The sequence below is a fragment of the Pseudomonas germanica genome (assembly GCF_019614655.1).
In the GTDB taxonomy this organism is placed as follows: Bacteria; Pseudomonadota; Gammaproteobacteria; order Pseudomonadales; family Pseudomonadaceae; genus Aquipseudomonas; species Aquipseudomonas neuropathica.
Window position 1 is genome coordinate 136,918 of sequence record NZ_CP071586.1, and the last position, 12,983, is coordinate 149,900.

Consider the following 12,983-nt stretch of genomic DNA (forward strand, 5'->3'; position numbering starts at 1 on the left):
TGACACAACATTCTTTGTAGGAGCTGCCGAAGGCTGCGATCTCTTGATCTTGTTTTATGAACGCCAAACAACATCAAAAGATCGCAGCCTTCGGCAGCTCCTACAGGATCAAAATACGCAAAAAAAAGGGGAGCACATGCCCCCCCGAGGTTTAAAGCGTTGGATCGCGGCCGTTATCTCAGCCTTCGATCTCGATCAGAATTTCACCCGGATTGACCCGATCCCCCTTGGCCACATGAATCGCGGTGACTTTGCCCGCGACCGCAGCCTGGACTTCGGTTTCCATCTTCATCGCTTCGGTGATCAGCACAGCCTGGCCGGCCTTGACGGTATCGCCCTCCTTGACCAGGACATCGACGATGTTGCCTGGCATGGTGGTGCTGACGTGGCCCGGCGCCGACGCCTGCTTGCGTTTGCTGCTGCCTCCGCTGACAAATTCGTTGAGCGGTTCGAACACCACTTCTTCCGGCATGCCGTCGATGGACAGGTAGAAGTGACGCTTGCCTTCGGCCTTCACACCGACACCAGTGATGTCGACGCGATAGGTTTCGCCGTGAACGTCGATGACGAACTCGGTCGGCACGCCTTCGCCGCCCGCTTTTGTCACACCGCCCGCTTCAGGAATTGGCAGCAGCACTTCCGGGGTGAGGGTGCCGGCGGCACGCTCTTCGAGGAACTTGCGGCCGATGTCCGGGAACATGGCAAAGGTCAGCACGTCTTCTTCCGACTTGGCTAAGGCGCCGATGTCAGCACGCAGCTTGGTCATTTCCGGCTTGAGCAGATCGGCCGGACGCACGTCGATGACTTCTTCACTGCCGATCGCCTGGCGACGCAGCTTCTCGTCGACCACGCCCGGCGCTTTGCCGTAACCGCCTTGCAGATACAGCTTCACTTCGTTGGTGATGGTCTTGTAGCGCTCGCCGGCCAGCACATTGAAGAACGCCTGAGTGCCGACGATTTGCGAAGTCGGGGTCACCAGCGGCGGGAAGCCAAGGTCTTCACGCACGCGCGGGATTTCCGCCAGCACTTCGGCCATACGGTTGAGGGCGCCCTGCTCTTTCAACTGGTTGGCGAGGTTGGAGATCATCCCGCCCGGCACCTGGTTGACTTGCACGCGGGTGTCGACGGCAGTGAATTCGCTTTCGAACTGGTGGTATTTTTTGCGCACGGCGTAGAAGTACAGACCGATCTCTTGCAGCAGTTCCAGGTTCAGGCCGGTGTCGTACTCGGTGCCCTTGAGCGCTGCGACCATCGACTCGGTGCCCGGGTGGCTGGTGCCCGAAGCGAAGCTGGAGATCGCGGTGTCGATATGATCGGCGCCGTTTTCGATCGCCTTGAGCTGGCACATGGTCGCCAGACCGGCAGTGTCGTGGGAGTGGATGAACACCGGCAGCGATTGCTCGGCCTTCAACGCGCGAACCAGTTCACCGGTGGCGTACGGGGTCAACAATCCAGCCATGTCCTTGATCGCCACCGAGTCGCAACCCATGGCTTCCATCTGCTTGGCCTGAGTGACGAACGCATCGATGGTGTGCACCGGGCTGGTGGTGTAAGCGATGGTGCCCTGTGCATGTTTGCCGGCAGCCTTCACCGCTTCGATGGCCACACGCAGGTTCCGCACGTCGTTCATCGCGTCGAAGATACGAAACACATCGATGCCGTTTACCGCAGCTTTAGCGACGAAGGCTTTTACTACGTCGTCGCTGTAGTGGCGGTAGCCCAGCAGGTTCTGCCCGCGCAAGAGCATTTGCAGACGAGTGTTAGGCAGCGCCGCGCGCAGTTGGCGCAGACGCTCCCACGGGTCTTCTTTCAGAAACCGTACGCAGGCGTCGAACGTCGCCCCGCCCCAGCACTCCAGCGACCAGTAGCCGACTTTGTCGAGCTTGTCGCAGATCGGCAGCATGTCTTCGGTGCGCATGCGGGTGGCGAGCAGCGATTGGTGAGCGTCGCGCAGGATGGTATCGGTGACAAAGATCTTCTTGGACATTGTTGTATTCCTCACAGGCCTGCGTGGGCGGCGATGGCGGCGGCGATGGCCAGGGCCAGCTCTTCGGGTTTGCGCTTGATCGAGTAGTTGGTCAGTTCAGGGTGGCTTTCAACGAAGCTGGTATTGAACTGGCCGCTGCGGAATTCCGGGTTGCGCAGAATTTCCTGGTAGTACGCGGCGGTGGTCTTCACACCTTGCAGACGCATGTCGTCGAGGGCACGCAGGCCACGGTCCATCGCCTCTTCCCAGGTCAGCGCCCAGACCACAAGCTTCAGGCACATCGAGTCGTAGAACGGCGGAATGGTGTAGCCGGTGTAGATCGCTGTGTCGGTGCGCACACCCGGGCCGCCGGGGGCGTAGTAACGGGTGATCTTGCCGAAGCTCGGCAGGAAGTTGTTCTTCGGGTCTTCGGCGTTGATACGGAACTGCAAGGCGAAACCACGGTGCTGAATGTCTTCCTGCTTCACCGACAACGGCAGGCCGGAGGCGATGCGAATCTGCTCGCGGACGATGTCGATCCCGGTGATTTCTTCAGTGATGGTGTGCTCCACCTGCACCCGGGTGTTCATCTCCATGAAGTACACCTCGCCCTCGGCGAGCAGGAACTCCACGGTACCGGCGTTCTCGTAGCCCACCGCCTTGGCCGCTCGCACCGACAGGTCGCCGATGTAGGCGCGCTGTTCCGGGGTCAGTTGCGGGCTTGGGGCGATTTCGATGAGCTTCTGGTTACGGCGCTGGATCGAGCAGTCCCGTTCGAACAGATGCACGACGTTGCCGAAGCTGTCGCCGAGGATTTGCGCTTCGATGTGCTTGGGATTGACGATGCATTTTTCCAGGAACACTTCGGCAGAACCGAAGGCCTTGGTTGCTTCGGAAATCACCCGAGGGAAATTCTGTTCGAGTTCTTCGCGGCTGTTGCAGCGCCGGATACCGCGACCGCCACCACCGGAAGTGGCTTTGAGCATCACCGGGTAACCGATGCGGTCGCCCTCGACCAAGGCTTCTTCGATGTCCGCTACGTTACCTTCGGTGCCCGGCGTCACCGGTACACCGGCCTTGATCATGCTGCGCCGGGCTTCGGTCTTGTCGCCCATGCGGCGAATGACTTCCGCCGACGGGCCAATGAATTTGATGCCGCGCTCGGCGCAGATGTCTGCCAGCTCGGCATTTTCCGAAAGGAAACCATAACCGGGGTGCAACGCATCGCAGCCGGTTTCAACCGCCAGGTTCACCAGCTTGCGCGGGTTCAGGTAACCGGCCAGTGGCTCGGCACCGATGCTGTGGGCCTCGTCCGCGCGCTTCACATGCAGCGCATGGCGGTCGGCGTCGGAAAAAATCGCAACCGAGCGAATGCCCATTTCGGCGCAGGCTCGCACGATTCGTACGGCAATCTCACCACGGTTGGCGATCAGGATCTTTGTTATCACTTGGAGGTTCCCTTGAGCCGGTGGCACCACGACCTGCTAGACCCAGGTCGACGCGTGACCAAATGTTTCAATTCAGTCGCAGGTCCACACTAGCGCTCATGAGGGATTAACAAAAATGAATAAAAATTGGGTTAGCCATAAATAAAGACTTATAGTTAAACAATCAGCCTGCCGACAGAGCCTATAAGAAATGCGTAAGTCATTGATGCGTATGACATTGCGTCAGTTGCAGATCTTCAACGAAGTGTGTGATTTACGCTCTTACAGCCGCGCAGCCGAGGAAATGTCGCTCACGCAACCGGCCGTCAGCCTACAGATTCGTCAGCTCGAAGAGCTGATCGGGCAGCCATTATTCGATTACGTCGGCAAAAAACTCTACATGACCGAAGCCGCCGAAGCACTTCAGCGCGCCAGCCGGGACATCTTCGGGCGTCTGGAAAACCTCGATATGCAACTGTCCGACATGCAGGGTTCGCTGCAGGGCCAATTGAAACTGGCGGTGGAATCCAGCGCCAAATACTTCGTGCCGCACCTGTTCGCCGCGTTCAAGCGTCAGCACCCAGAAGTGAATCTGCAACTGACCGTGGTCAACCGTGGCCAGGTGATTCGCAGGCTGTCCGACAACCGCGACGATCTGGTGATCATGTCGATGGTGCCGCAGGACATGGGTCTGGATTTCCTGCCGTTCCTCAACAACCCGATTGTTGCCGTGGCGCGCCCGGATCACCCGCTGGCACACATGGGCCCGCTGCGGTTGCAGGATCTGGAACCCTACACGCTGCTGATCCGCGAGCCCGGCTCGGGCACACGACTGGCCTGCGAAGAGTACTTCAAAGAGAAACGCGTGCACTTCACCCAGACTCAGGAAGTGGCCTCGGCCGAAGCTCAGCGTGAATGTGTTCAGGCGGGTCTGGGCCTGGCGCTGTTGACGCGCCACGCCCTGAACCTGGAACTGGCGACCGGCGGGCTCGTCGAGCTGCCGGTCGAGGAATTGCCGCTATTCCGTAGCTGGTGTCTGGTGCAAGCCAAAGCCAAACGCTTGTCACCGGTGGCGCACGCCTTCCTGGCGTTTATCCGTAGCGAGCGCGTGCAGATCAGCGCGCTGGTTGAGCGCTTCGACGGGAAGCTGCGGGTGCTGCCTGCCAGTGAGTGATCTCGGGAAAGTCGCCGATTTCGGCTTGAAGCTGACGGAGTTCGAAGCGATCTTCGATAGCGCGGCGAAACTCCATGCGGCGCTGGTCTTCCTGCTGACGACGGGTTTTCGCGGCGCTGTTGCGTTCTTCGTAGGGCTGAGCCATTTCGAGTCTCCCAAGGCGATGACGGGAGTTTCACGATAGGCGGCGGGGATGACGGTTTGGCTGCGTGTCGATGACAGTGCGATGAAACTTGCGCAGGGTTGTGGTGTTTTTGAGGACGCCTTCGCGAGCAGGCTCGCTCCCACACTTGATCTCGGTATGACACAGAATTTGTGTACCCCGAAGATCCCCTGTGGGAGCGAGCCTGCTCGCGATTAAGGTCGGAACGACCTTAGATGACTTCAGTCATCCAGCGCTTTCACGGCTTTCGGCGACAAGCGCAAGCTGCGCAGACTGCGCTTCACGCTCTTCAGGTGATTGACCAGACTCGGCCCACGCGCCATCGCCACGCCCATCGCCAGCACGTCAATCACTACCAGGTGAGCAATACGCGAAGTCAGCGGCGTATAGATTTCGGTGTCTTCGTGCACATCGATTGCCAGATTGACGGTCGACAATTCGGCCAACGGCGTCTGGCTCGGGCACAAGGTAATCAGCGAAGCGCCGCTCTCACGCACCAGATTGGCGGTGATCAGCAGATCCTTGGAACGCCCGGACTGCGAAATACAGATCGCCACATCGGTCGGTTTCAACGTCACCGCCGACATCGCCTGCATGTGCGGATCGGAATACGCCGCTGCAGTCAGCAGCAAACGGAAGAACTTGTGCTGCGCATCCGCCGCCACTGCACCCGAGGCGCCGAAGCCATAGAACTCGACCCGCTGCGCCTGCGACATCAGTGTCACCGCACGCTGCAACTCAACCGGATCGAGCTTCTCGCGAACCTCCATCAAGGTGTGCAACGTGGTGTCGAAGATCTTCAGGCTGTAGTCGGCGACCGAGTCGTCTTCATGGATCGCGAACTGGCCGAAGCTTGCACCGGCCGCGAGGCTTTGCGCTAACTTCAGTTTGAGATCCTGAAAACCGGAGCAACCGATGGCGCGACAGAAGCGCACGATGGTCGGCTCGCTGATGCCAACGCTGTGGGCCAGGTCGGCCATGGAACTGTGCATCACCGCCGCAGGGTCAAGCAGCACGTGGTCGGCGACCTTGAGCTCCGACTTGCGTAACAGGTGACGTGACTGGGCGATGTGTTGCAGCAGATTCAAGGGGCTGGACTCTTCTTATGGGCAAGGATGTAGCACGCTTGTAGTTATACTACATGAATTGGCTTTTTGCCTGCTCAATGCGTAACTCCATGTCCCCATATCAGGCGCGATGGGGTGTATGTAGCCCTTAAAACGGTTTTTCCTGTTCGCGCAAAAGCCCGGCCAGACCGCTCGCCTCCACCGGCCGGCTGATCAGATAACCCTGCACTTCATCGCAACGCTCAGCGCGTAAAAATTCCAGCTGCTCCTGGCGCTCGACACCTTCGGCGACCACTTTCAGTGACAGCCCATGGGCCATGGCAATGATCGCGCGAGTGATCGCCGCATCTTCACTGCCCTCCCCCAAACCGCGAATGAATGCCTGATCGATCTTCACGTAATCCACCGGAATGCGCTTGAGGTAACTCAGCGACGAATACCCGGTGCCAAAATCATCGATGGCCAGTTTCACCCCCAGATCGCGCAGTTGCTGGAAGGTCGCGATGATGTGCTCGACGCTGTCGAGCAACTGGCTCTCGGTCAGTTCCAGTTCGAGGTAGTGCGACGCCAGGCCAGTTTCCTCCAGCACCTGCCGCACCAGACTGACCAGTTTGCCCTGACGCAGTTGATGCACCGACAGGTTCACCGAAACACGAATCGGCTCCAGCCCCTGACGCTGCCATTCGCAGGCCTGCCAGCACGCCTGACGCAGGACGAATTCGCCGATCGGCCCGATCAGACCGGTTTCCTCGGCCAGCCCGATGAAGTCCCCCGGCGGCACCTGGCCCATGGTTGGATGATCCCAGCGCACCAGTGCCTCTGCCGCATTCAACCGCCCGGTTTGCAGGCACAGCTTCGGTTGATAGAACACTTTCAGCTGCTTGTCTTCGATGGCCTTGCGCAGATGGTTTTCCAGCTGCAAGCGCTCAAGGGTGCTGGCCTGCAGGCTGTCGGTGTAGAACTGGAAGTTGTTCCCGCCCAGATGCTTGGCATGTTGCATGGCCATGTTCGACTGGCTGACCAGTGCGGAGATTTCCCGGGCGTTGTCCGGCAGCATGCTGATGCCCATCGAGGCGCTGACCACCAGCTCATGCCCTTCGACCGTCAGTGGCAGGCGCAACTTGCTCGACAGGCGCGTGGCGACCCGGGCCAGACTTGAGAGATTGCCGTAGGCATCGAACAGTACGGCGAACTCGTCACCGGACAAGCGGGCGATGGTATCCGCTTCCGGTAAGGCGTTGACCAGCCGGCGCGCCATTTTCTGCAGTAACTGGTCAGCAATCTCATGGCCGAGACTGTCGTTGAGCAATTTGAAGCGATCCAGATTGATGTGCAGCAACGCCAGGCTGCGCCGGCCCTGACGCGAGCGCTGATGCGCTTCATGCAAGCGCTCGCGGAACAGCGAGCGGTTGGCCAACCCGGTGAGCTCGTCGTAATGGGTCAGATAGCGCATGCGCTCTTCGGATTCGCGGCGTGCTGACAGATCGGCGAAGAAGCCGACGATATGGCTGACATTTCCCCGACCATCACGCACTGCATTCAGTTGCAGCCACTGCGGATACAGCTCGCCGTTCTTGCGGGTTTCAACCAGTTCGCCCTGCCAACTGCCGTGTTGCTCAAGTGCATGACGGATGGCGACGTAATGGCGGCGGGCATCACGGCTGCACGGCAGCTCGACGACGTTGCGCCCGAGCATGTCCTCGATGTCGTAACCGGTAACCCGGCTGAACGCCTGATTGATCGCGATCAGCGCATAGTTCGGGTCGAGAATCACGATGCCTTCACTGGCCGCTTCGAATACGGTCGCCGCCAGGCGCTGCTGCTCTTCGAGGCTTTTGCTGGCGCTGATGTCGCGGCGGGTGCCGACCATGCGGATCACCCGGCCGCTGTCGCTGCGCTCTACGGCGCGGCCTCGGTCTTCGATCCACACCCAATGGCCATCGCCGTGACGTACGCGGTATTCGATCTGATAGTCCTCGGTGCGCCCCTTCAAGTGCTCGATCAACGCGTATTTCAGCGTCGGCACATCGTCTGGATGCAGACGTGGCTTGAGGTCGCGCAAAAGCGCCGTGACGTATTCCGGAGCGAGGCCGAACAGCTCCTGAATCTGCGTGTGGTGAACCTCGTCGGTTTGCAGGTTCCAGTCCCACAGACCCAACTCACTGGCCTTCAACGCCAGCGCCAGCCGCGCTTCGCTTTTGCGAAGGGCCTGATTGGCCGCGTCCAGTTCAAGGCTGCGCTGGGCAACGCGGTCTTCAAGTTCGACCTGCGCTTCACGCAATTTGCCCTCGGCGCAGCGGCGCTGGTCGATTTCTTTGGCCAGTTCCTGATTGAGCTGTTCGCTGCGCGACTGCGTCTGTTGCAGGTGCTCGATCAGATGCTGATTCTGGAAGCGCCGCAGCAAGCCCCGATCAATCAGCCGATTGACCTGCCACGCGACCACGCTCAGCGAACCGAGCAGGATCAGACCGAGCCAGCCCCAACCGCGCGCCTGCTCGTCACCGCCCCAGAACAGATAACCGATCGCCGGCAACAGGCAGGGCAAGGTAAACGACAGAAACGCCGGCAGGCTCACCGCGTAGGCGACGCTAGCCGAGAGGGTTGCGGCGCCGATCAGGCCGAATACCCAGGCCTGCTGAATGAAGTTGTCGGCGGGCACCAGGGCGATGCCGGCACCGGCCAGGGTCAGACCGGTCATGGTCGACCCGAGAAGAAACATCCGCCGCCAGATCGGTTGCGCCTGACGATCAGGGATCGCCGAATCGAACGCCGCCACCTGAATCACCCGCAACGCCACCAGTGACAGCAACCACACCAGCCAGACGCTGACCACGAAATAGCGCTGCGGGCTCCAGAGCAAAGCGGCGCAGACCAGACCATTGATCAACATGAACAGCGTGGGCAACAACGAGCCCTGATACAGCAGACGCGTGCGCTCGACCGCCATCTCGACGGCATAGTGCTTGCGGATAACCCGGGGATCCACGGAGGGGCCCGACAGTTCGGAGCTGAGGGTCATGGGCAACGTTCTTGTTCTTATAAGGAGGGCGTGCGCCCGAAACGTGGACGGAGCATACACAAGCAGATCCCGTTGCCAAACTGCTCAAGATCATAATTTCACTTAAACTTTTCCGTCCTTTGCCACCGGCCAAACCCTGGGAACGCGGCGGGCCAATGCCTGTAGCCAGTGACCGACCGGTCGTCATCGACAGGAGTTTCATCGGCTAATGCAAAGCTCGGTTTGCCCGGGCCTGCGGCGCACCCTAGAATGCCCCGATGCGCGATGATCTCTCCCTTCTGCTGAACTCCCTCAACGATGCCCAACGCCAGGCCGTAGCAGCCCCCGTTGGCCGTCAGTTGGTCCTGGCCGGTGCTGGCTCCGGTAAAACCCGAGTGCTGGTGCACCGTATAGCCTGGTTGATCCAGGTCGAAAACGCCTCGCCCCACTCCATTCTGTCGGTGACCTTCACCAACAAGGCCGCTGCGGAGATGCGTCATCGCATCGAGCAGTTGCTGGGGATCAACCCGGCCGGCATGTGGGTCGGCACCTTCCACGGCCTGGCGCACCGCTTGCTGCGGGCGCACTGGCAGGAAGCGGGCCTGAGCCAGACTTTCCAGATTCTCGACAGCGATGACCAGCAACGGCTGGTAAAACGGGTAATCCGCGAGCTCGGCCTCGACGAGCAACGCTGGCCGGCGCGTCAGGCGCAGTGGTTCATCAATGGCCAGAAAGACGAAGGCCTGCGTCCGCAACACATTCAGGCCAGTGGCGATTTGTACCTGGCAACCATGCGCGGCATCTATGAGGCCTATGAGGCGGCGTGCCAGCGTGCCGGCGTCATCGATTTCTCCGAACTGCTGCTGCGTGCCCTCGATTTGTGGCGCGATCACCCGGGCCTGCTCGCGCATTATCAAAAACGCTTCCGGCATATTCTGGTGGACGAGTTCCAGGACACCAACGCCGTGCAGTACGCCTGGTTGCGTCTGCTGGGCAAGGGCGGCGACAGCCTGATGGTGGTCGGCGACGACGACCAGTCGATTTACGGCTGGCGCGGCGCGAAAATCGAGAACATTCATCAGTACTCTTCCGACTTCCCGGATTCGGTGACCATTCGTCTGGAGCAGAACTACCGCTCCACCGCCGGCATCCTCAAAGCCGCCAACGCACTGATCGCCAACAACACCGGGCGCCTCGGCAAAGAGCTGTGGACCGACGGCGGCGACGGCGAAGCGATCAATCTGTACGCCGCGTTCAACGAGCACGACGAAGCACGCTATGTTGTCGAAACCATCGAAAGCGCGCTGAAAACCGGCTTGGCCCGCAGCGATATCGCGATTCTGTACCGCTCCAACGCCCAATCGCGCGTTCTCGAAGAAGCCTTGCTGCGCGAACGCATTCCGTACCGCATCTATGGTGGTCAGCGCTTCTTCGAGCGTGCAGAAATCAAGAACGCCATGGCCTACTTGCGCTTGCTAGAAGGTCGCGGCAACGATGCGGCGCTGGAACGCGTCATCAACGTGCCGGCCCGTGGCATTGGCGAGAAAACCGTTGAAGCCATCCGCGATCACGCGCGCCACAGCGATGTGTCGATGTGGGAGGCGATGCGCCAACTGGTCGCCAACAAAGGCCTGACCGGTCGCGCGGCCGGTGCTTTGGGTGCATTTATCGAGTTGATCGAGAACCTCGCCGCCAAGTGCATGGAAATGCCGCTGCACTTGATGACGCAAACCGTCATCGAGCAGTCCGGCCTGATCGCTTATCACGAAGCGGAAAAAGGCGAGAAAGGCCAGGCCCGGGTAGAAAACCTTGAGGAACTGGTCAGCGCCGCGCGCAACTTCGAGAACACCGAAGAAGACGAAGAGCTGACGCCATTGGCGGCGTTCCTCGGCCACGCTTCGCTGGAGGCCGGCGACACGCAGGCCGACGAGCACGAAGACAGCATTCAGTTGATGACCCTGCACAGCGCCAAAGGCCTGGAATTCCCTTACGTGTTCCTCGTGGGCATGGAAGAAGGCCTGTTCCCGCACAAGATGAGCCTGGAAGAGCCCGGTCGTCTTGAAGAAGAACGGCGTCTGGCCTATGTCGGTATCACCCGGGCAATGCAGAATCTGGTGATGACCTATGCTGAAACCCGACGCCTGTACGGCAGCGAGACCTATAACAAGGTCTCGCGTTTCGTACGCGAAGTGCCGAAGGGTCTGATTCAGGAGGTGCGTCTGTCGAACAGCGTCAGCCGACCGTTCGGCGGTAATCAGTCGATGAGCGGCAGTAACCTGTTCAGCGGCAGCGAGATTCCGGAAACGGGCTTCAGCCTCGGGCAGGCGGTGCGCCATTCGATCTTTGGCGACGGCGTGATCCTCAACTTCGAGGGTGCCGGCGCGCAGGCGCGGGTGCAGGTGAATTTCAGCGAAGGCAGCAAGTGGCTGATGCTCGGCTACGCGAAGCTGGTAGCGATCTGACGCCTGTTTCGCTGTTCTGTGGGAGCGAGCCTGCTCGCGAATGAAATCGCTGCGGTTTATCTGATAGACCGCGGTGCGGCTTTCGCGAGCAGGCTCGCTCCCACAGGGTTTGGTGTTCTGACCAACAATCCTGCGGAACCTATCTCCTTTTCCTACAGCCAAAAGTACACGCTCTTATTGCCTCGCGAAGCTGAACGCGACCTGTCAGGCAAAAGCCCGAAACACTCTCTCGCTAGCCAGTAACACTTCAGCTGTGCAACATGGCGCGCGTGTCTCCACAAACGGGAATTCCCTTTATGAAACGTTTTCTTAGCATCGCCATGGCGTTGTGCATCGGCCTGACGATGAGCCTCGACGCCAACGCCAAGCGCTTTGGTGGTGGCAAAAGCGCCGGCGCTGCGCCGACGCACCAGACCAGCCAGATGGCTCCTTCTTCTCCAGGTGTCGGCGGCGCTGCGGCGACCGCAGGTGCTGCCGGTGCCGCTGGCGCTGCTGCCAAGGCCGGCGGTGCTTCGAAATGGCTCGGCCCTCTGGCCGGTATCGCCGCCGGTGGCCTGCTCGCTTCCATGTTCATGGGCGGCGGCTTCCAGGGCATGCAGATCTTCGACATCCTGATCATGGCCGTGATCGCGTTCGTGATCTTCCGCTTCATCGCCGCGCGTCGCCGCAAGCAGCAAGAGCAATTCGCTCCGGCCGGCGCGCCGATGCAGCGTGAAGTGTTCGAGCAAAAGCCTGCCGCCATGGGTTCGATCTTCGGTGGTTCGGCTGCACCTGCTGCCGCCCGTCCGGTGATCAACGCGCCGGCCTGGTTCAACGAGCAGAACTTCCTTGAAGCTGCACGCAGCCACTTCCAGTCGCTGCAGCAGCACTGGGACGCCAACGAAATGGACAAGATCGCCGAGTTCGTGACCCCGCAAATGCTTGAGTTCCTCAAGCGTGAGCGTGCAGATCTGGGCGACGCGTTCCAGTCGACCTACATCGACAACCTCCAGGTACAACTGGACGGCGTGGATGACCGTGCCGACAAGACCATCGCCACTCTGACCTTCAGCGGTGTGTCGAAAACCTCGCGCTTCGACCAGGGCGAAGTGTTCAGCGAAAGCTGGAACATGGAACGTCCGCAGGGCGAGAACCAGCCTTGGCTGGTGGCCGGTATCCGCCAGAACGGCTGATCCCTTCCAGGCTTCACTTGCCGTAATAAAAAACCCCAGTCTCGGCTGGGGTTTTCTATTTCGCGGTTGCATCTATAGCGAGCTACTGTATAAACCGGCCCATATAAACCGCGCCATTCAAGCAAGAGGATCCCGGACGTGGAAGAAATCATCGAACAACTGCGTGAAGCCAACGAACCCGTGCCGGTTCCATTGGAGTTGCCTGACGAAGATCTGCTGGTCGAAATCGAAGAACAGCTGTTCATCGACATTCCGTTTGTCTTCAGAGAGTTTTTGCTGACCGTCAGCGATGTGGTGTATGGCAGCCTCGAACCGGTGACTGTCACCGACCCACAATCCCACACCTACTTGCCGGATGTGGCCGCCAACGCCTGGGATGCCGGTGTTGATCGCAGCCTGATTCCAATCTGTCAGGACGGCGATGACTACTACTGTGTCGAAGAGGATGGCACGGTGGTGTTGTGGCAGGCCGAAGAAGAGTTGATTGCCGAGGAAACCTGGGAATCGGTGTGGCACTGGGCGCGGGACGTCTGGCTGGAAAGCTGATCAGCCAG

9 protein-coding genes are annotated in these 12,983 nt (G+C 60.0%); 4 read left to right on the plus strand and 5 right to left on the minus strand.

Annotated features, from left to right (window positions below; translation table 11 throughout):
* Nucleotides 1-178: 178 nt before the first annotated feature.
* Together oadA and J0G10_RS00615 are read right to left on the minus strand one after the other, a co-directional pair.
* Nucleotides 179-1,987, minus strand: coding sequence for a sodium-extruding oxaloacetate decarboxylase subunit alpha (oadA, locus tag J0G10_RS00610; protein WP_095049623.1), 1,809 nt, complete (start codon nucleotides 1,985-1,987; stop codon nucleotides 179-181).
* Nucleotides 1,988-1,998: 11 nt separating this feature from the next.
* Nucleotides 1,999-3,414 carry an acetyl-CoA carboxylase biotin carboxylase subunit gene (locus tag J0G10_RS00615; RefSeq protein WP_053125176.1) on the minus strand — a complete coding sequence of 472 codons (1,416 nt, stop codon included), beginning with the start codon at nucleotides 3,412-3,414 and terminating at the stop codon, nucleotides 1,999-2,001.
* Nucleotides 3,415-3,604: 190 nt separating this feature from the next.
* On the opposite strand from J0G10_RS00615, the gene J0G10_RS00620 reads away from it, so the two are divergent.
* Complete coding sequence (locus J0G10_RS00620) at nucleotides 3,605-4,567, plus strand: LysR family transcriptional regulator (RefSeq protein ID WP_095049622.1); 963 nt, start codon at nucleotides 3,605-3,607, stop codon at nucleotides 4,565-4,567.
* On the opposite strand, the gene J0G10_RS00625 is transcribed toward J0G10_RS00620, so the two are convergent.
* The 3 genes from J0G10_RS00625 to J0G10_RS00635 form a co-directional block, all read right to left on the minus strand.
* Nucleotides 4,509-4,712 (minus strand): PA3496 family putative envelope integrity protein, encoded by a 204-nt coding sequence (locus J0G10_RS00625; protein WP_008078845.1) that lies wholly within the window; start codon nucleotides 4,710-4,712, stop codon nucleotides 4,509-4,511. The genes J0G10_RS00620 and J0G10_RS00625 overlap by 59 nt on opposite strands.
* Before the next feature lie 239 nt (nucleotides 4,713-4,951).
* Nucleotides 4,952-5,818 (minus strand): transcriptional regulator HexR, encoded by an 867-nt coding sequence (gene hexR / locus J0G10_RS00630; RefSeq protein ID WP_007962240.1) that lies wholly within the window; start codon nucleotides 5,816-5,818, stop codon nucleotides 4,952-4,954.
* A gap of 127 nt (nucleotides 5,819-5,945) precedes the next feature.
* Nucleotides 5,946-8,816, minus strand: a complete 2,871-nt coding sequence (locus tag J0G10_RS00635) for a GGDEF domain-containing phosphodiesterase (protein WP_095049621.1) — start codon at nucleotides 8,814-8,816, stop codon at nucleotides 5,946-5,948.
* A 257-nt stretch (nucleotides 8,817-9,073) separates the two neighbouring features.
* Between J0G10_RS00635 and uvrD the strand changes: the two genes are divergently transcribed.
* The 3 genes from uvrD to J0G10_RS00650 all read left to right on the plus strand — a co-directional run bounded on the left by uvrD (nucleotide 9,074) and on the right by J0G10_RS00650 (nucleotide 12,975).
* Nucleotides 9,074-11,257 (plus strand): DNA helicase II, encoded by a 2,184-nt coding sequence (gene uvrD / locus J0G10_RS00640; protein ID WP_220557200.1) that lies wholly within the window; start codon nucleotides 9,074-9,076, stop codon nucleotides 11,255-11,257.
* A 296-nt stretch (nucleotides 11,258-11,553) separates the two neighbouring features.
* On the plus strand, nucleotides 11,554-12,429 hold the full coding sequence (locus J0G10_RS00645; RefSeq protein ID WP_038359440.1) for a Tim44 domain-containing protein: 876 nt from the start codon (nucleotides 11,554-11,556) through the stop codon (nucleotides 12,427-12,429).
* Between the two features lie 138 nt (nucleotides 12,430-12,567).
* Entirely contained in the window at nucleotides 12,568-12,975 is a 408-nt protein-coding gene (locus J0G10_RS00650) for an SMI1/KNR4 family protein (RefSeq protein ID WP_003187120.1), read from the plus strand.
* The last annotated feature ends 8 nt before the right edge of the window (nucleotides 12,976-12,983 follow it).

What these genes read in the sequence shown, in the direction of transcription:
- J0G10_RS00635 (WP_095049621.1), bottom strand. Translation starts at nt 8,816, where the DNA reads ATGACCCTCAGCTCCGAACTGTCGGGCCCCTCCGTGGATCCCCGGGTT.
- J0G10_RS00620 (WP_095049622.1), top strand. Translation starts at nt 3,605, where the DNA reads ATGCGTAAGTCATTGATGCGTATGACATTGCGTCAGTTGCAGATCTTC.
- J0G10_RS00645 (WP_038359440.1), top strand. Translation starts at nt 11,554, where the DNA reads ATGAAACGTTTTCTTAGCATCGCCATGGCGTTGTGCATCGGCCTGACG.
- uvrD (WP_220557200.1), top strand. Translation starts at nt 9,074, where the DNA reads ATGCGCGATGATCTCTCCCTTCTGCTGAACTCCCTCAACGATGCCCAA.
- oadA (WP_095049623.1), bottom strand. Translation starts at nt 1,987, where the DNA reads ATGTCCAAGAAGATCTTTGTCACCGATACCATCCTGCGCGACGCTCAC.
- J0G10_RS00625 (WP_008078845.1), bottom strand. Translation starts at nt 4,712, where the DNA reads ATGGCTCAGCCCTACGAAGAACGCAACAGCGCCGCGAAAACCCGTCGT.